At 70.3% G+C, this 18,983-nt stretch carries 16 protein-coding genes; 8 read left to right on the forward strand and 8 right to left on the reverse strand.

Annotated elements, in window-relative coordinates; genetic code table 11:
* The first annotated feature begins 3 nt into the window (after positions 1–3).
* The 3 genes from KF840_11530 to KF840_11540 all read left to right on the forward strand — a co-directional run bounded on the left by KF840_11530 (position 4) and on the right by KF840_11540 (position 4,351).
* Positions 4–1,551, forward strand: coding sequence for a GldG family protein (locus tag KF840_11530; protein ID MBX3025525.1), 1,548 nt, complete (start codon positions 4–6; stop codon positions 1,549–1,551).
* 20 nt (positions 1,552–1,571) lie between these two features.
* Complete coding sequence (locus KF840_11535) at positions 1,572–2,996, forward strand: DUF4340 domain-containing protein (protein MBX3025526.1); 1,425 nt, start codon at positions 1,572–1,574, stop codon at positions 2,994–2,996.
* 125 nt (positions 2,997–3,121) lie between these two features.
* Positions 3,122–4,351, forward strand: coding sequence for an acyl-CoA dehydrogenase family protein (locus KF840_11540; GenBank protein ID MBX3025527.1), 1,230 nt, complete (start codon positions 3,122–3,124; stop codon positions 4,349–4,351).
* Between the two features lie 87 nt (positions 4,352–4,438).
* Here the strand turns inward: KF840_11540 and hisC are convergent, their stop codons facing one another.
* Positions 4,439–5,500, reverse strand: a complete 1,062-nt coding sequence (gene hisC / locus KF840_11545; protein ID MBX3025528.1) for a histidinol-phosphate transaminase — start codon at positions 5,498–5,500, stop codon at positions 4,439–4,441.
* Between the two features lie 132 nt (positions 5,501–5,632).
* On the opposite strand from hisC, the gene KF840_11550 reads away from it, so the two are divergent.
* Positions 5,633–6,631: a Gfo/Idh/MocA family oxidoreductase gene (locus KF840_11550; GenBank protein MBX3025529.1), complete on the forward strand. Its 999-nt coding sequence runs from the start codon at positions 5,633–5,635 to the stop codon at positions 6,629–6,631.
* A 71-nt stretch (positions 6,632–6,702) separates the two neighbouring features.
* Here the strand turns inward: KF840_11550 and KF840_11555 are convergent, their stop codons facing one another.
* A complete protein-coding gene (locus KF840_11555) occupies positions 6,703–7,692 on the reverse strand; it encodes an LLM class flavin-dependent oxidoreductase (GenBank protein ID MBX3025530.1) in 990 nt (329 codons plus the stop codon).
* An 81-nt stretch (positions 7,693–7,773) separates the two neighbouring features.
* Here KF840_11555 and yhbY point away from each other — a divergent pair, with 81 nt between their 5' ends.
* Positions 7,774–8,085: a ribosome assembly RNA-binding protein YhbY gene (gene yhbY, locus KF840_11560; protein MBX3025531.1), complete on the forward strand. Its 312-nt coding sequence runs from the start codon at positions 7,774–7,776 to the stop codon at positions 8,083–8,085.
* A 12-nt stretch (positions 8,086–8,097) separates the two neighbouring features.
* Positions 8,098–9,591, forward strand: a complete 1,494-nt coding sequence (locus KF840_11565) for a wax ester/triacylglycerol synthase family O-acyltransferase (GenBank protein ID MBX3025532.1) — start codon at positions 8,098–8,100, stop codon at positions 9,589–9,591.
* Positions 9,592–9,711: 120 nt separating this feature from the next.
* On the opposite strand, the gene KF840_11570 is transcribed toward KF840_11565, so the two are convergent.
* From KF840_11570 to KF840_11595, 6 genes are all read right to left on the reverse strand, one after another.
* The gene (locus tag KF840_11570) at positions 9,712–10,503 is read right to left on the reverse strand and encodes a prolipoprotein diacylglyceryl transferase (GenBank protein MBX3025533.1); all 792 of its coding nucleotides are present in this window, start codon (positions 10,501–10,503) and stop codon (positions 9,712–9,714) included.
* A complete protein-coding gene (locus tag KF840_11575; GenBank protein ID MBX3025534.1) occupies positions 10,503–11,261 on the reverse strand; it encodes a prolipoprotein diacylglyceryl transferase in 759 nt (252 codons plus the stop codon). Before KF840_11575 ends, KF840_11570 begins: the two co-directional genes overlap by 1 nt.
* A gap of 150 nt (positions 11,262–11,411) precedes the next feature.
* Complete coding sequence (locus tag KF840_11580) at positions 11,412–12,164, reverse strand: enoyl-ACP reductase (protein ID MBX3025535.1); 753 nt, start codon at positions 12,162–12,164, stop codon at positions 11,412–11,414.
* A 158-nt stretch (positions 12,165–12,322) separates the two neighbouring features.
* Positions 12,323–13,546: a hypothetical protein gene (locus KF840_11585; protein MBX3025536.1), complete on the reverse strand. Its 1,224-nt coding sequence runs from the start codon at positions 13,544–13,546 to the stop codon at positions 12,323–12,325.
* 124 nt (positions 13,547–13,670) lie between these two features.
* Entirely contained in the window at positions 13,671–14,594 is a 924-nt protein-coding gene (locus KF840_11590; GenBank protein ID MBX3025537.1) for a hypothetical protein, read from the reverse strand.
* Positions 14,595–14,746: 152 nt separating this feature from the next.
* Complete coding sequence (locus KF840_11595; protein ID MBX3025538.1) at positions 14,747–16,105, reverse strand: VCBS repeat-containing protein; 1,359 nt, start codon at positions 16,103–16,105, stop codon at positions 14,747–14,749.
* Between the two features lie 273 nt (positions 16,106–16,378).
* On the opposite strand from KF840_11595, the gene KF840_11600 reads away from it, so the two are divergent.
* Together KF840_11600 and KF840_11605 are read left to right on the forward strand one after the other, a co-directional pair.
* Positions 16,379–17,539, forward strand: coding sequence for a CoA transferase (locus KF840_11600; protein ID MBX3025539.1), 1,161 nt, complete (start codon positions 16,379–16,381; stop codon positions 17,537–17,539).
* Positions 17,540–17,609: 70 nt separating this feature from the next.
* Positions 17,610–18,821 (forward strand): CoA transferase, encoded by a 1,212-nt coding sequence (locus KF840_11605; protein ID MBX3025540.1) that lies wholly within the window; start codon positions 17,610–17,612, stop codon positions 18,819–18,821.
* Positions 18,822–18,983: the final 162 nt, after the last annotated feature.

Here is an 18,983-nt window from a genome sequence, read left to right on the forward strand (position 1 = left end):
ACCGTGCGGCGCAGCAGCGGCCTGTTCGGCCTCATCGGCGTCATCCTCCTGCTCTTCGCCGGCGTCGCGCTGGTCCTCACGCGCGGCGAGACGATCTTCGACGTCATCTACATCGCCGTGCACGGCGTCTTCGGCGTGCTGCTGCTGATCGCCTACTTCAGCACCGGCATCGACAGCCTCCGCACCTTCCTCGGCGAGCGCTCGACCCGCTATGGCACCAACACCGTCGTCGCCTCGCTGCTGTTCATCGCCATCCTCGGCGTGCTCAACTTCCTCGCCTACCGCCACCACCACCGCTTCGACCTGACGAGCGAGAAGGTCTTCAGCCTCTCGCCGCAGTCGGTGCAGTTGCTCCAAGGGCTCACCCAGGACCTCCGGCTGGAGGCCTTCGTCGAGGGCGGCGCCAACCCCGAAATCGAGGACCTGCTGCGCAATTACCGCGCAGCGTCGGACAGGGTGACTGTCCGCATGATCGATCCCGATCGCGAGCCCGAATTGGCCGAGCGCTACGGCATCAAGGCGTACAACACCGTGCGCCTGCAGTACGGCGAGGCGTCCAACCAGGTGACGCAGCCCACCGAGGAGAACCTCACCAACGCGATCATCAAGATCACCCGCACCACTTCGCGCACCGTGTGCGTGGTCGAGGGACACGGGGAGCCCGACCTCAACGACCGCGAAAGCCCGCGCGGCTACGCGCTCTTCAAGCAGGCGCTGGAGAACGAAACCTACCAGGTGAAGCCGCTGCTGCTGGCGACCGTCGACCAGATCCCCGCCGATTGCAGCATCGTCGCGGTCGCCGGCCCCACCCGGCCTTTCCTGGCGCAGGAGCTGCCACTCCTCGACGCCTACCTGAAGGGCGGGGGCCGCCTGCTCTTCCTGTTGCCGCCGCGGAAGGCCGAGGAGTTCGTGGCGTTCCTCAAGCCGTACGGCATCGCGCTCGGCGAGGATGTCGTCGTCGACCAGGTGGTGCGACTGTTCCAGGGCCCGGCGCTCGGCCTGACCCCCTTGGTGGAGACGTACGACGCCACACACGAGATCACGAGGGCACTCAAGGGGCGCACCATCTTCCCGATGACCCGATCGGTTTCGGCAGCCGAGGGCACGGCCGGCGTGAAGGCGACGGAGCTGGCGAAGACCAGCCCCTCGAGCTGGGCCGAGACCGATCTCGTGGGCCTGTTCGAGAATCAGCAGGCGACGCTCGATCCGGCCGACCGCAAGGGACCCGTACCCGTCGCCGTCGCCGCCGAGCTCGACCTCAAGCAACTGGGCGGTAGCGGCGGCGAGGCGCGGATCGCCGTGTTCGGATCGAGCGACTTCGCCAGCAACCAGAATCTCGAGGGAACCTTCTACAACCAGGACCTGCTGCTCAACACGGTCGGCTGGCTGGCCGGGCAGTCCGATCTCGTCTCGATCCGCCCGCGCGCCATGCGCGCCTCGCGGGTGTCGTTCACCGAGCGCGAGGGCACCGCCATCTTCTACCTGTCGGTGCTGGTGCTGCCGGAGCTGCTCCTGCTCGCCGGCCTCCTCGTCTGGTGGCGCCGCGAGTAGTCGCCGGCGGCTGACCCGCCATGCGTGCCCGTTACACCATCGTCCTGGCGCTGATCCTGGTCGGCCTCGGCGCCTACCTGTACTTCGTCGAGTCGAAACAGCAGGCGGAGAGCGAGAAGAAGCAGGCGCTCCTCGATGTGAAGCCAGACGACGTCGCCGGCCTCACCCTCACCTACGGCGACCACGAGATCGCCCTCGAGCAGCGCGACGGCGTCTGGCGCATGACCAAGCCGGTCGAGGCCGCCGCCGACGACTTGGCGGTGAAGAATCTGGTGCGCGCCATCGCCGACGTCGAGGTGAAAAAGTCCATCGACGACCCGCCGCAGGACCTGCTCCCGTTCGGGCTCGCCCCGCCATTCGTCACCATCGCCATCACCACCAGGGACGGCACGGCGGTGCCGGCGATCAAGGTCGGCAAGACGACCGCGGTCAGCTATTCCACCTACGTTCAGCGCGCCGACAAGCCAGCGGTCCTCCTGGCCCCATCGAGCTTCCGCAGCGGCGTCGACAAGCAGCCCAAGGACCTGCGCGACAAGACGATCGTCGGCTTCAACGATGCCGACGTCACCGCCGTCACCCTCAGTGCCAGCGACGGCAATGCCGTCGAGCTGGCGAAGAAGGACGGCAACTGGTGGATCGAGCAGCCGGCCCGTTACCGCGCCGACAACAACGCGGTGCGCGCGCTGTTGTCGACCGTGCGCAACCTGCGCGCGACCGACTTCGCCAACGACAACCCCGCGCCCGCGGATCTCGCCACCTACGGGCTCACGCCGCCGCAGCGCCAGCTCGCGCTGCGCGCCGGCGCCGACAAGACGATCACCCTCGACGTCGGCAACGCAACCGACCAGGGGCTGTACGTGAAGTCGAGCGACCGGCCGACCGTTTTCGTGGTCGGCAAGTGGGTGCAGAGCGATCTGAGCAAGGGCGTGAACGAGCTGCGCGACAAGACACTGCTCACCTTCGACCCGACGGCGGCCGCCGCCATCGCCGTCAGCCGCGCCGACGGCGCCGATTTCACGCTCGTGTCCAAGGATGGACAGTGGGCGCTCGAGGGCGCGAGCGCGCCCACCAATCCGGCGACGGCGCAGGCCTTCGTCGGCGCGCTCAGTCGACTCGCTGGCGCGCAGGTGCTCGCGGACTCGGCGACGGACCTGGCCGCCTACGGCCTCGCCCCGCCGGCGATCACCATCCGCGTCACCGGCAGCGACGGCGAGCGCCTCGCCACGGTGCGCATCGGCTCGATGACGCCACATCCGCCCGCGACCCAGTACACGGCGCAGCGCGAGGGCGACCCCGCGGTGATGCAGCTTGGCGAGTTCCAGTTCAACCAGGTGGACAAGAAGCCGGACGACTTCACCCGCCCGCCGCGGCCGCCAGCCGGCATGCCTCCCGGTATGGAGGGCATGCCAGACGACGAGGCCGCGCCGCTCGACGAGGAAGAGTGAGGCAGCGACCACGAAGGTGCTGCGGAGGCGCGTGAAGGCGCTGATTCGGCCCCTCTGGCCCCAGCGACGTCTGTGGTGCTGAGCGCGGCTTTGGGTCATGATCCGCGGGCGAGGAGGATCATCCCATGGCCATCGATTTCACCCTCGGCCCGGAGCTCGAGGACCTGCGCCTGCGCGTGCGCGACTTCATCCAGCAGGTCGTGAAGCCGGGCGAGGAGAGGATCGGCGATCCCGACAAGATCGAGCGCGCCGACTACCTGCGGATCCTGCTGCAGATGCGCAGCGAGGCGAAAGCCGCCGGCCTCTGGTTGCCGCACATGCCGGCCGAGTGGGGGGGCATGGGGCTCGGCCACGTGCAGTTGGCGATGGTGCAGGCCGAGGCCGCCAAGGCCTACTACGGCCCGTGGGTCCTCAACTGCCAGGCCCCGGACGAGGGGAACATGCACACCCTGCTGCACTGGGGCACCGCGGAGCAGAAGGAGAAGTACCTGCGCCCGCTGTGCGACGGCGTGGCCATGAGCTGCTTCGCGATGACCGAACCGGAGGTCGCCGGCTCAGACCCCACCCTGATCCAGACCCGCGCCGTGCTCGACGGCGACCACTGGGTGGTCAACGGCCACAAGTGGTTCATCTCCAACGCCCGCCGCGCCGCGTTCGCCATCCTCATCGCGCGCACCGAGGACACCCCCGATCGGCCGCAGGCCGCCAATACCGGCTTCATCGTCGACATCCCGAGCGATGGCTGGCACCGCGTCCGCGAGATCGAGACCATGCACGGCGCGACCGGCCATTCCGAGATCCGCATCGAGAACCTGCGCATCCCCGCGGCCAACATGCTCGGCGAACGCGGCCAGGGACATCGACTCGGCCAGTACCGCCTCGGGCCGGCCCGCCTGGCGCACTGCATGCGCTGGCTGGCCCAGGCGGAGACGGCGCTGGACATGATGGTCGACCGCTCCCTCAAGCGCTTCGCGCACGGCTCGCTGCTGGCCGAGAAGCAGGGCATCCAGTGGATGATCGCCGACTCGACCATGGAACTGTACCAGGCCAAGCTGATGGTCCTGCACGCCGCCTACCGCATCGACAACAAGCTCGACTTCGTCTCCGAGGTGTCGATGGCGAAGCATTTCGTCGCCAACGCGCTCGGCCGCATCATCGACCGCTCGATCCAGGTCCACGGCGCCCTCGGGTACTCCACCGACACGCCGCTCGCCCACATGTACCAGCACGCGCGCTGGGCCCGTTTCGCGGACGGCGCCGACGAGGTGCACCAGATGCGCATCGCGCAGCGCACCATCGCCGCCTACACCAAGGAGGGCAGCACCCGCACCGCCACCGGGGATCTACCGCTCTGAGTCAGCGCCGGCCGCGGTCGGCCTGCGGCGGAGCCGCGCCGGAGCGAGACCGCCGGGGAGCGACGGCCGACCGCCGACGGCCTCGTTTCAGCACGCCCGAGCGGTCAGCTCGTCGAGCGCGCGCAGCAACGCGTCGATCTCCTCGTCCGTGCCGATCGAGATCCGCAGCGCATCGCGCAGCGCGGGGGTGGCGAAGTGGCGCACGAGGATGCGGCGCTGCTTGAGCGCTTCGAGGACCGGGCGCTGGTCGATGCCCGGCCGGCGCGCCAGCACGAAGTTGGCGTGGCTGTCCGGCACCTCGTAGCCGCGGCGGCGGAGCGCCTCGGTGAGGCGATCGCGCGTCGCGCGCACGCGGACGACGTGGGCCTGCATCACCGTGTAGTCCTCGAGCGCGGCGACGCCGGCGGCGATGCTGACCCGGCTCAGGTTGTACGAGTCCTTCACCTTGCCGAGCTCGGCCATCACCGGGGCCGGACCGAACGCTAGGCCAACGCGCATGCCGGCGAGCGAGAACGATTTCGACAGCGTGCGCAGGACGATGACGTTGTCGTGCCGGCGGACCAGCCCGAGCGCCGAGTCGGCGGCGAAGTCCACGTACGCCTCGTCGACCACCAACAGGCCGCTGAGCCGGCGCGCCAGCGCCGCGAGCGCCTCCACCGCGACGAACGTGCCGGAGGGCGCGTTGGGATTGCAGACGATGGTGACGCGCGCCCCCGCGGCCGCCAACGCCGCGGGCAGCGCGTATCCGGGCGCCCACGGCGGGCGTTCGACGCGGGCGCCGGCGATCTCGGCCAGCGTATCGTAGAGGCTGTAGGTCGGGGAGGGATAGGCGAGCAGGTCGCCGGGATCGATGCAGGCCCGCATGACGATCGCGAGCAGATCGTCGGACCCGTTGCCGGCGACGATGCAGTCCCGCGGCAGATCGTAGCGGCGCGCCGCGACGTCGCGCAGCGCGTTGGCCATCGGATCGGGATACAGCCGCACATCGTCGCCGGCACAGGCGGCAATCGCCACCCGCACCCGCGGCGACGGCGGGTAGGGATTCTCGTTGGTGTTGAGCTTGATGAAGCCGCCGCCCTGCGGCTGCTCCCCCGGCGTGTAGCCGGCCATCGCCCGCACCGCCGGCCGGATGAAATCCAGGCGCGCCATGATCGACGCACCATACCGCGCCGGCCCTCGTCGCGGAACCCAGCGCCGGCCGACGGATGTGGATCGACGGATCTGCGGAAACGAGCCATGCACCCGCTGGCAGCGGCGACGCCGTCGGGATACGAGCCCTGCATGACTCCCCTCCGTATCGGCGTGCTCGGCGCGGCTCGCATCACCCCGATGGCACTGCTCCGTCCAGCCCGCCGCGTGCCCGAGGCGGCGATCACCGCCGTCGCGGCGCGCGATCCGGCGCGGGCCCGCGCGTTCGCCGCCAGGCACGGGATCCCGCGCGTCCACGATTCGTATGCCGCCCTCGTCGCCGATCCCGAGATCGACGCCATCTACAACCCACTCCCCAACAGTCATCACTGCGAGTGGACGATCCGCGCCCTCGAGGCCGGCAAGCACGTGCTCTGCGAGAAGCCGCTGGCCAGCAACGCCGGCGAAGCGCGGCAGATGGCGGAGGCCGCCGGACGCAGCGGGCGGCGCCTGGTCGAGGCCTTCCACTGGCGATTCCATCCGCTGGCGGCGCGCATGCGCGAGGTGGTCGACTCCGGCGTCCTCGGGACGGTGCGCCACGTCGAGGCGACGATGTGCATCCCGCTGCCGTTGCCGAACGACATCCGCTACCGCTTCGAGCTCGCCGGCGGCGCGACCATGGACGTCGGCTGCTACACCATCAGCGTTGTCCGCTTCCTCGCCGGCAGCGAGCCCGAGGTCCTGTCGGCGACCGCGCGGCTGGCGCGGCCCGACGTCGATCGCGCGATGACCGCCGAGCTGGCGTTTCCCGGCGGCGTCAGCGGGCGCATCACCTGCTCGCTGTTCTCCCTCCGCCTCCTGAAGGTCGAGGCGATCGTCCGCGGCGATCGCGGCGAGATGCGCGTCTTCAACCCGTACCTGCCGCAGCTCTACCACCGCCTCAGCCTGCGCACCGCGGCCGGCAGGACGTCCGAGCGCGTCGCCGGCGACGCCACCTACACGCACCAGTTGCGCGCCTTCGTCGCCGCCGTCCGCGACGGCACGCCGACGCCGACCGATCCGCCGCACGCGATCGCCAACATGGCGGTGATCGATGCCGTGTACCGGAAGGCGGGACTGCCGCTCAGGGGCCCGTCACCCGCGAGCGAGTGAGGCGGCGCGGCGGCGCTGGTCGCGACGATGACCGGCGGCCGGCGGACCACCTGGCTGAGGCGCCGACGCGCTCACCTCCCCGGCGCGAACCCCTCGATGACCTTGGCGAAGACGCTCGGATCGAACGAGAGCACGCTGATCGCGGTCGTGTCGACGCCGGCGGCGGCGTATTCGGCGATCCGCTCCCTGCACTCGTCGAGGCTGCCGAAGATGGCGATGGCGTCGATCAGGCGGTCGCTCATCCCCCTGCGGGTGAGGGCGCGATCGCCGCTCTTGAAGCCCTCGGCGATCTGCTTCGCCTCCTCCTCGAATCCGTACCAGGCGGCATACTGGTTGTAGACCGGGGTCGCGAAGTAGCCGGTCAGGGCGCTGCGGAAGAGGTCGCGCGCCCCGGCCTTGTCGTCGGTGACCAGCACCTGCTGCCGGCAGACCACCTCGAGCGACGCCGGATCCTTGCCGGCCCGCGCCGCGCCGGCCGCGAGGTGCGCCCTGGTCGGCGCCACGGCGGCGGCCGGCAGCAGGTTGATGGCGACGCCGTCTCCGATCTCGCCCGCGAGCTCGATCATCGCCGGCCGCAGGGCGCCGATGTAGATCGGCACCGGCGCCGCCGGCGGCACCATCAGGCGAAAGCCGTGGGTGCGCAGCGTCTCGCCGTCGAAGCTCGACTTCTGGCCGGCGAGCATGCCGCGCACCGTGGTCACCGTCTCGCGCACGCGGGTCAACGGCTTGCGGAACGGGATGCCGTGCCAGCCGCCGACGATGGCATGGCTGGACGAGCCGAGCCCGAGGATGAAGCGCCCCGGCGCGAGCTGCGACACGGTCCCCGTCGCCGCCGCGATGGTCGCCGGCGTCCGGATGTACACCGGCGACACCGCCAGGCCGATGCGCACCCGCTTCGTCACCTGGGCCACCGCGCCGGCCAGAACGAACGGATCCGGCCCGCCGGTCTCCGCGATCCAGATACTCTCGTAGCCGAGGTCCTCGGCGCGGCGCGCCCACTCGAGGCAGGCGTTGACGTCACCGGGAACGGGCAGGCTGAGGGCGAGCTTGCCGAGGGTCATGGAGGGTCTAAATCAGAAGCCGCGACCGGTGACCAGATGCTGGATTTCTCCGCCGCCACGCCCTACACATCGGGACCTGCCATGAATGGAAAAGATCGTCGTCACCTGCGCGGGCTCGCGCACGCATTGCACCCGGTGGTGATCGTCGGCCAGCGCGGGCTGACCGAGGCGGTGGTGCGGCAGGTCGATGCGGCGCTCACGGACCACGAGCTGATCAAGGTGCGGCTCGGCGGCGAGTGCCCCGTCGATCGCGACGAGGCCGGCGAGACGCTGGCCCTGCGCACCGGCGCCGAGGTGGCCGGACGCATCGGCCACGTGCTGATCCTCTACCGGCCGCATCCCGAGACGCCGCGCATCGTGCTGCCCAGCGGCGGCGCGTCGGCTGGCGCGTGAGGCGCGCCGACCATGTCGTTCTACGAACGCCTGACCGCGCAGGACGCATCGTTCATCGGCCTGGAGGATTCGCGCTGCCACATGCACGTCGGCGGCGTGATGCTGTTCGACGCCGCGCCGCTGCGCACCGCCGAGGGCGGAATCGACATCGACCGCATCCAGCGGGCGATCGAGGCGCGGCTGCATCTCGTGCCGCGCTTCCGCCAGCGCCTCTCCTACCTCCCCTTCGAGCGCCTGCCGATCTGGGTCGACGACGACCGCTTCCGCCTCGCCTATCACGTGCGCCACACGGCGCTGCCGAAACCCGGCGACGAGCGGATGCTCAAGCGGCTGGTCGGCCGCATCATGTCGCAGCAGCTCGATCGCACCCGGCCGCTGTGGGAGATGTGGTTCGTCGAAGGGCTCGATGACGGCCGTTTCGCGCTCATCAGCAAGACCCACCACTGCATGATCGACGGCGTCTCCGGCGCCGACCTGATCTCGGTGATCATGGAGCCGTTTCCCAACCGCGAGCCCGGCGAGCCGCTGCCGTGGATCCCGCGACCGCATCCGAGCGACGCGCGCCTGGTGTTCGACGAGGCGCGGCGGCGCCTCGCTCAGCCGCTCGACGTGCTGCGCGCCGCGCAGCAGGCGATCCGCCACCCCGAGCAGACGCTGGAGAAGGTCGAGGAGACGGTGTCCGCGCTGGCGGAGGCGTTCTCGCCCTCGCTGAACCCGGCCTCCCAACTGCCCATCAACAGCGAGGTCGGGCCGTCGCGACGCTTCGATTGGACCGACATGCGGGTCGCCGACCTGAAGGCGGTCAAGAACGTGCTCGGCGGCACGCTGAACGATGTGGTGCTGGCGACCGTCGCCGGGGCGCTGCGCCGCTTCTGCCTGCAACGGGCGGTCGATCCCGATACGCTGAACGTCCGCGCCCTGGTGCCGGTCAGCGTGCGCGCGCCCGAGGAGCACGGCGCGCTCGGCAATCGCATCACCGAGATCATCGCCCCGCTGCCGATCCAGCTCGAGGACCCCGTCAGCCGCCTCGAAGCCGTGCGCATCACGATGAGCGGTCTCAAGGAATCGAAGCAGGCGCTCGGCGGGGAGGTGATGACCGCGATCGCCGAGTGGACGGTGCCGAACGTGCTCGTCCAGGCGGTGAAGCTCGGCATCCGGTCGCGGCCGTACAACCTCACGGTCACCAACGTGCCGGGGCCGCAGATCCCGCTCTACTTCCTCGGCTGCGAGATGCTGACCACCTATCCGGTGGTGCCGCTGTTCGAGAATGTCGCCCTGGTGGTCGGCCTGTTCAGCTACAACGGCGGCCTGTTCTGGGGCTTGACCGCCGACTGGGAGACGGTGCCCGACCTGCACGACTTCGTCAGCGCGATCGAGACGTCCTTCGCCGAGCTGCAGGCCGCCGCCGCCAAGGCCCGGCCGAAGCCGCGCAAGAGGAAGGCGTCACCACCGCGCGCACGCAGGTCGCAGCGGAGCGCCCGCTCGCACGGCTCGTCCTCGATGTGACGAGGAGTCACACGGAGGCGCCGAGAAAGGGAGAGGCCCGCGAGAGCAGAGGTCCCGGCGCGTCTGCGACCGCGCACGGAAGGGTATCGCGCGAGGCGGCTCGAGAAGATCGTGGGGACGTCAGTGCGAGCGGCCAGGTCTCCGCTCCTCCGCTGCTCCGTGTGCAGTCTGGTCGATGGGCTTCCTGACGACCCTCAGGATCCAGATGCCGATGCCGATGCTGGCGAGAGAGAACCACTGCGCGGTCGTCAGCCCGAGCAGCCAGTCCGGATTGCGGCGCAGGAACTCCACCAGGAAGCGCGCCACGGCGGAGTAGATCAGGTACTGGCCGATCAGGTGGCCGGGCGGCAGACGGTGGCGCTGCCGCCACAGGACGACGAAGATCGCCAGGTAGCAGACCAGCTCGTAGAGCGGCGTCGGATGCACGCGGGCGGTCGTCGGCACGACGCCCTCCGGGTAGGACATGCCCCACGGCAGATCGGTGGCCACGCCGTAATCGCCGTCGCCCGCGAGCTGGCAGCCGATGCGGCCGATCGCCAGACCGATCGCCAGCCCCGGAGCGGCGATGTCGGCGATCGTCAGGAGGGGAATGCCGACGTGGCGCGCCCACAGCACCACCGCGACGGCGCCGCCGATCAGCCCGCCGTACCAGACCCAGCCGCTGCCCGAGAGCAGAAAGGCGACCGGCGCCTCGACGAAGTACTGCCAGCCGGTGGGAATCACGAACAGGCGGGCGCCCACCCAGCCGCCGACGTACGCCCACAGGACCATGTCGTAGGCGTGGCGATCCGGCATGCCGCGCTCGCGCATGTCGCGGCGGATCACCAGCAGCGCCACGAGAAAGGCGAGGAACGCCATGGCCCAGAAGCTGGGCACGGCGATCTCGCCGATGTGGAACAGGATCGGCCGCATCAGGTCTCCCTCGCCGCCCGCGTCGGTCCAGGTCGCCGGACCAACGCGATGCCAATCGCGATCGAGACCAGGCCCCCCCACTGCGCGATGGTGAGGCCGAGGGCGACCGCGGGGTTGCGGCGCACGAATTCGACCGCGAAGCGCAGCCCGCCACTGGCGATGAGGTATTCGCCGAAGCGCGCTCCGGGAGCGTGCGGCCGGACGCGCCGGCGCCACAGCCAGGCGAAGATCAGCAGACAGCCGACCATCTCGTAGATCGGCGTCGGATGCACGCGATCGGTGGTCGGCACGACGCCGTTCGGGTAGCTCATGGCCCACGGCAGATCGGTCGGGACGCCGTAGTCGCCATCGCCGGAGAGCTGGCAGCCGAGCCGGCCGATCGCCTGCCCGATGGCGAGGGCGAGCCCGGAGAAGTCGGCGACGTCGCCGAGCGGCAGGCGCAACTGCCGCGCCTTCAGGACGACGGCGATGGCGCCGCCGATCACCCCGCCCTGCCACACCCAGCCGCTGCCGGAGAACAGGTGCTCGAACGGATCGCGCTGGAAGTCGTCCCAGGCGGTGACGATCAGCAGCAGGCGCGCGCCGACGAACCCGCCGATGTACGCCCAGAGAATGAGATCATAGGCCGCCGCCGCCTCGTGACCGAGGCGGACCAGCTCGGCGCGCACCACCAGCAGCGCGGCGGCGAAACCGAGGAACACCGTCGCCCAGAAGGCTTCGACCGGAATGCCGAAGACGTGGAAGAGGACGGGGTACATCGATTCCGAGCGCGGCCCGCGCGGCAGGGTCGACGATGCCCAGCGCTCACCACGGCGACACCGAGACGCCGAGACAACTGCGCTGTCTCCATGCCTCGGTGTCGCCGTGGTGAAGCGCTTCGCCTCGAGCCCGTCGGCGCGGCGATGCCATCACATGCCCATGACGTTGTATCCGCCGTCCACGTGCACGACCTCGCCGCTGATCCCGCTGGCGGCCGGGCTGCAGAGGAAAACGGCGGCCGCGGCCACCTCGTCCGGCGTCGTGTTCCGCCGCGTCGGCGCGTGCTCCTCGTGGTGGTGCAGCATGGTCTTGAAGCCGGCGATGCCGGCCGACGACAGGGTGCGGATGGGGCCGGCGGAGATGGCGTTGACGCGGATGCCGCTTTCGCCGAGGTCCCACGCCAGGTAGCGCACGCTCGCTTCGAGGGCGGCCTTGGCGATGCCCATGACGTTGTAGTGCGGGATCACGCGCTCGGCGCCGAGGTACGACATGGTGACGATCGCGCCGTGGCTCGGCGCCAGCAGCGGCTCGGCGCAGCGCGCCATGGCGACCAGGGAATAGGCGCTGATGTCGAGGGCGAGGCGGAAGCCCTCGCGGCTGGTGTCGACGTAGCGCCCCTTGAGCTCGTCGCGACCGGCGAAGGCCAGCGAATGGATGACCGCGTCGAGCGTGCCCCAGCGCTCGCGCAGCGCCGCGAAGGCCGCCTCGATCTCGGCGTCGCTGGTGACGTCGCAGGGCAGCACGCAGTCGACGCCGATCGACTCGGCCAGCGGCCGCACCCGCTTCTCGATCGCCTCGTTGGGATAGGTCAGCGCCAGCTCGGCGCCCTCGGCGCGGAATCGCCTGGCGATTGCCCAGGCGATGCTGTGATCGTTGGCGACTCCGAAGACCGCGACGCGCATGTCCTCACCCGGAGGGGCGCCGCCGGGCAGCCCCTGTCCTCTCGGCCGCGCAGGAGCGCGGCCCTCCAACGCGGCCGTGTGACCGCGTGGCCATCCAGAAAAAGAAAGAGGGGGCTGATTGCTCAGCCCCCTCTTGGTGCGTCAACTACGTGCTGCGACTAGCGCGAGCGGCGGCGCAGCCACAGCAGCGCGGCGGCCGGCAGCAGCAGCATCCAGGCGGCGCTGCCCTCGACCGGAGCCACGACCGCGCAGCCATCGTCGTCGTTACCACCGCCGCCACCGCCACGGGTGTTGGTCGGCGTCGGCACGCGGGTGTTGGTGTTGGTCGGCACCGGCGTGTTGGTCGGCGTCAGGATCGGCGACTCGGTGTTGGTCGGCGTGACCGTCGGCGTGTCGACGACCGGACCACCAACCTCGACCGAACCATTCTGGCAGACGGTATCGAGCGCGCCGCCGTTCGGATCGCTGGCGCCCGGGTTGGAGCAGGTCAGCGGGTAGGTGCCCGCCGAGGCGTCGCTCGCGATCGCCACCTGGCAGGTGTAGAGCACCGAGCCGGTCGGGATCGGGTCGACGTTGTCGAGCGCCAGTACCAGGGCGCGGATGCCCGTGCAGTTCGTCCCGGCGGTGCAGCCGGCCGGCTGGAAGGCGAACGACGTGCCGCCCTTGTCGATGGCGTCGTTGACGGCGCAATCGGGCTTGCCGTTGCTGCGCGCCTTGATGGCGATCGGAGCCGCGAAGGCGGTGTCGTTCTGCGTCCCGGCGACATCGACACCGGTCTCGAGCGATACCTCGACGGCGACCGTATCGCCGGCCGAGCCGCTGGCATCGCCGACGATGATCGTCACGTCCGCCGAGCTGCCGCCGACGATGACGCGGCCGTCAGTGCCCGTGGTGTCCAGCGCATTGCCGTCCGGATCGCTGGCGCCGGTATTGGTGTTCGACAGGGTCTTGGCGCCGCCCGAGGCGTCGGAGGCGATCGCCACCTTGCAGGTGTAGAGCTCCGAACCGCTGGGGATCGGATCCACGTTGTCGAGGGCGAGCACGAGGGCGCGGATGCCGGTGCAGTTCGTCCCGGCGGTGCAGCCCGCCGGCTGGAACGCGAACGAGGTGCCGCCCTTGTCGATGTCCGGGTTCACCGTGCAGTCCGGCTTGCCGTTCGACTTGGCGACGATGGCGATGCCGGTGCCGCTGCCGAAGGTGATGTCGTTCTGGGTGCCCGCGACCTGTGATCCCTGCGAGTCGAGCGAGACGCCGACGGTCACGGTATCACCCGGGTTGCCGGTCGCTTCGCCGACCGAGATCTCGACGGCCTGCGCCGCCGCGGCCAACGCCAGCGACGCGCCCGCCGCGATCGCGGCGATCCTGAAAGTGCTCTTGCTCATCTCTTTCCTCCCCTGGAAGTTCGGTTTCGGAGCTCGGTTGCGTTCCCTTACCCCGCGACCAGTGCCCAAGCAACTGCCGCAGGGAAGACTCTACCTTCTGCTTCAGCGATGCAAACGATCGGCACTAGGACGGGCAGCCACTGAGCGCGGCATTGACGGCGCCGATCAGCTCGTTGATCGCCACGCTGCCGTCGCCGTTGGTATCGAAAGACGGGCAGGCCGACACCGGCTGCGCGCCGAGCGCGATGTTGACGCCGATGATCAGCTCGTTGATCGCCACCTGCTTGTCGCCGTTGCAGTCGCCGGGACAGGGCATGCCACCCTGGCCGATGGTGAACGTGCCAGGAGTGAACAGGATCGTGCTCTTGCCGTCGCTGGTGGCGCTGACGTCGCACGCCGACTGGTCGCCGATCGAGGCATTGGCCGTGAACTGGGGTCTGCTGCCGTCGAGCGCCGAGAAGACGTGCAGGGGGACCGTCCCTCTGGCGTCCTGTGCCGCCTTGAGATTGAGCGTCACCAACTCGCCACTCGGCAGCTTGGGAATCGACACCGGTCCCTGCTCTGGAAGCGTCTTCGGTCCGTAGACCGCGATGTTGACGAAGTTGTCCCGCTCCTGACCCGCCCCGGCGTCCGGGCAGAGGCAGCGGTTGCGCCCCGTGCACTGGGCATTCTCGATCACCACCGAGAAGGTGTCGGCGATGCCGGCACCCGGCGTCACGGCGCCCTCGGCGAGGTTGCCATTGGCGCAGTCGAAGACCAGCGGCGCGCCCGCGCCACTGCCGGGGATGCCGACCGTGAAGGCGATCGCGGCGACGTCATCCGGCCCGCGCTGATCCTGCCCGTCGGGCGCGCCCGGCGCGAAGGTGATCGACACGGCGCCCGCCTGCGTCGTGCTCCCGTTGGCGTTGCCGACGGTGAGACGGGCACAGCTCGCCTCCGCCGTACAGGCCGACGCGACGGTGGCCGGGGTGGGGCATTGGGCGTTCGCCGCGGTCGCGACCCAGGCGCAGGCGCCGATCATCGCTCCCACCGCGAACCCTCGCACCATGATCCCGCTCTCTCCTCGTCGCCCCCGGCACCCTCCGCGCGGCGCCGGTTCCCGCATGTCGGTGTCGTGGCACAAAGCCTTTTGGGCTTTCAAAAAGTTTCCCACTGCTACCTCACTAGGCGTGATGTTGTCAAAGGCGCCGCAGCCCGCCGTTATGCTGCAGGACAGCCTCCGAGCGCGTTATTGACCGCCGCGATCAGCTCGTTGATGGCCACCTCGCCGTTGCCGTTGGCATCCATCGCCGGACAACTGCTCACCGGCGCGCTGCCGAGCGCGATGTTCACGCCGGTGATCAACTCATTGATGGTCACCTGGCCGTCGTTGTTGCAATCGCCGACGCAGGACGGGGTCGGCGGGGTGCCGGTGTTCACCAGCACCGAGACGTCGGCGCTGTCGAGGTTGGCGGTGACGATGTCGGGCAGCCGATCGTTGTTGAGGTCGGCGGCAACCAGGCCCCACGGCCCGACGTCGGTGCCGAAGGACTGGGCATCCTGGAAGGTCCCGTCTCCGTTGCCGAGCAGCACCGAGACGCTGCCCTCGAGGTCGAGCGTGCCGAAGCTGTCGGCGGTGGCGAGGTCGGCGATCCCGTCGCCGTTGAAGTCGCCGGCGACCACGTTCTCGGGGAAGCCGCCGACGCCGTAGCCGACGGCGTCCTGGAAGGTCCCGTCGCCGTTGCCCAGCAGCACCGACACGGTGTCGAAGTACTCGGTGGCGACGGCGATGTCGGGGATCGCGTCGTCGTTGAGCAGCGCGATCGCGACGCCCTGCGGCGATTCCTCGACCGCCATCGGCTCGCCGACGGTGAAGGTGCCGTCGCCGTTGCTGAGCAGCACCACCACGGTGGCGTCGTCGTTCTGGCTCACCACCAGATCCTCGTTGGCGTCGCCGTTCAGGCGACCGCTCGCCATGCCGATCGGCCCGCCGCCGACCGACGTGGTGATCAGATCCCCGAAGGTCCCGCCACCGTCGCCGAGGCGCACCGACACCGAATCACCGAACAGGTCGGCGGTGGCGACATCGAGGATGCCGTCGCCGTTGAAGTCCGCCAGCACGACGCTCTCCGGCGCCTGGCCGGTGACGTACACGGCCGGGATCCCGAAGGTTCCGTCGCCGTGACCGAGATAGACAGCAATGGTGCTGTCGGTCTCGTTGGCGATCACCAGGTCCAACATCGTATCGCCGTTGAGGTTGCCGGCGGCGATGGCGCTCGGCGCCACGCCGGCGAGCAACGTCGCGTGCACCGTCAGGCCGCCCGCGCCGTCGCCGAGCAGGATGGTGGCATTGTCCGAGCCGTTGTTGGCCGTGGCGATGTCGAGCTTGCCATCGCCGTTGAAGTCGCCGGCGGCGACCGCGACGGCGCCCTCGGAACAGTCGACGCCGGCGGTGCACCCGCTCGGCCCGAGCGGCACGTCGACGGCCGGCGCGAACGACAACGGAACGATCCCTGCTCCCGCGGCGACCGCGATCATCGCCAACGACGCAGCCCCCCACACCCAATGCTTGCGACTCACCCCTGACTCCTCGACGTCATGTTGATGCTGTTCGGAATTACGCGGGACCGGGAGGTCGGAGCGCCTGGCTCCCGTCAGCGGCCGTCGCGACGTGTCTCCGGCTTCAGCAAAGTCTGCAGCGAGCATTGCCGGCCCCCCAGATTATTGTCAAGGCGCACAAGGCGCAGCAGATGCGCGCGCTCGCGCGCCCCTGCGTCACATGGCACCTCGTGAGCGACGCCGCATGCCAGCGCGGATTGCCGAGCGCGCGGGGCTGCGCTAGACGGCCACGCCATGTCGCGGACGGCGCTCGCGGGATTGCGCGTCATCGAGTGCGGGCAGCTCGTCGCCGCCGCGTATGCCGGCAAGCTGTTCGCGGATCTCGGCGCCGACGTCATCAAGGTCGAGACGCCTGGCGGCGACCTCGCGCGCCGGCGCGGGCCGTTCGTCGGCGGCGCCGCGGACCCCGAGCGCAGCGGTCTCTTCCTCTATCTCAACACCAACAAGCGCGGCGTCGCCCTCGATCCGCGCCGACCGGACGAGCGCGCTGCCTTCGCTGCCCTGGTCGGCGGCGCCGACCTGGTGGTGCACAACGTGCCGCCGCCGGAGATGGCGGCGCAGGGCCTGGACTATGCGGCGCTGACCGCGGCCAACCCGCGCCTGGTGATGACCTCGATCACCCCGTATGGCCTCGAAGGCGTGCGGCGCGACTGGCACGCCACGGACCTGACGCTGTGGAGCGCGGGCGGCATCGCCTACCTGAACGGCGGCGGCTACGAGGCCGACGATCTGCCGCCGCTCAAGCCGTACGGCCTGCAGGCCGAGTTCCAGGGCGGCGTCAATGCCGCCGTCGCCGCGCTCGGCGCGCTGCTGGCGCGCCGGCGCACCGGCCGCGGCCAGCACGTCGTGGTGTCGATCCAGCAGGCGCTGGCCGCGATCCTCGAGCTGACGTTCGAGTACTGGCCCTACCAGGGACTCGTCGCCTCGCGCCTCGGGCGCAAGCCGATCCAGCCGCTCGATTTCCTCGAGTGCCGCGACGGCTGGGTGTTCATCTGCTGCGTCGAGGAACACCAGTGGCGGGAATTCGTGCGCATGATCGGCTCGCCCGAGTGGGCCGGCATCGAGCTGTTCGCGGATCGCCTCAGCCGCGGCGCCAACTGGGACGCGCTCAAGCTCTTCCTGCAGGAGTGGGCGAGCGAGCAGTCGGTGCTGGAGGTGTACCACGCCGCGCAGCAGCGGCGGATCCCCTTCGCGCCGGTGTCGACGATGGGCGACCTGCTGGCCTCGCCGCACCTCCAGGCGCGCGGCTTCTTCGCCACCCTCGACGTTCCCGGCGCCCGCGTCACCGTCCCCGGCGCGCCCTACAAGCTCTCGGCCACCCCCTGGTCCATCCGCCGCCCCGCGCCGCGACTGGGCGAGCACACCGAAGAGGTCCTGCGTGAAATCGGGCTCTGACATGGACCGCGGAAACCACAGGACGGCACCGCGGTCCTCTGCGTGTCCCCGCGGCCTCCGTGGTGCCTAGATGTCGCTGCCGCTCGAAGGAATCCGCGTCGCCGATTTCACCTGGGTGTGGGCGGGACCGTTCTGTACCCTGCAGCTCGCCCATCTCGGCGCCGAGGTGATCCGCGTCGAGAGCGCCACCCGCACCTGCGTCACGCGCCTCCTGCCGCCGTTCGCCGACGGCCAACCCGGCCCGAACCGCAGCGGCTATTTCAATCAGTACAACCAGGGCAAGCTGAGCCTGGCGCTCGATCTCAAGCAGCCGCAGGCGCTCGCCGTCGCCAAGGATCTGGTGGCGCAGTGCGACATCGTCTGCGAGAACTTCGCCGCCGGCGTCATGGAGCGCATGGGGCTCGGCTACGAGGTGCTGCGCGCGCTGCGCCCCGACCTGATCATGATCGCGCTCTCCGGCTACGGCGCCACCGGCCCGGACGCCGAGTTCGTCTCCTACGGCCCGGCGCAGGTGCCGCTGTCGGGGATGTCGTCGCTCACCGGCTATGCCGGCTGGCCGCCGATGCACGTCGGCATCTCCTACGGCGATCCGACCGGCGGACTGCACGGCGCCGTGGCCGTGCTCGCCGCGCTCTGGCACCGCGAAGCGACCGGCGAGGGCCAGTACATCGACCTGTCGCAGTGGGAGACCAGCATCGCCACCCTGGGCGAGGGCGTGCTCGAGCAGAGCCTCACCGGGACGCAGCCGCCGCGCGCCGGCAACCGCGATCCGCACATGGCGCCGCACGGCATCTTCCGCTGCGCCGGCGAGCAGCGCTGGGTGGCGATCGCGGTGCGCGACGACGAAGAATGGATCCGCTTCGCCGCCTGCATCGGCGCGCCGGCGCTGGGCACGGATCCGCGCTTCGCGACGCTCGCCGCGCGCAAGGCCAACGAGGACGCGCTGGAGGCTGTGGTGAGTGACTGGACGCGGCCACTGCCCGACGGCGAGGTCGTCGCCCGCCTGCAGGCGGCGAACATCCCCGCCGCGGCGGCGATGACCAACCGGGATCTCGCCGAGGACGAGGACCTGCGGCGCAGCGGCTTCCACGTGTTCCGCGAGCATCCGGAAATCGGCAGCCGCCTCCATCTCGGCATCCCGTGGCAGATGTCCGACACGCCGTGCAGCGTTCGCAGCGCCGCCCCGTGCCTGGGCCAACACACCGACGACGTGCTGCGGCGCGTGCTCGGCTACGACGACGCGCGCATCGCCGCGCTGCGCGACGCGGGCGTGCTGACCTGAGCGGACGCCCCTTCCGCAGCGGACGCCCCTTCCGCGCCGCCGCCATGCGAGGTGACCGGGCGCCATCCCGTGCAGTCGCCCTGCGAACGGCACTGGAATTCCGCACGCCGCCTGTGTTCAATCGCGCCATGGACTCAGGGGCTGGCGCGGAGCAGAGTCGGG

The sequence above is a fragment of the bacterium genome (assembly GCA_019637795.1).
GTDB lineage: Bacteria > Desulfobacterota > Binatia > HRBIN30 > CADEER01 > JAHBUY01.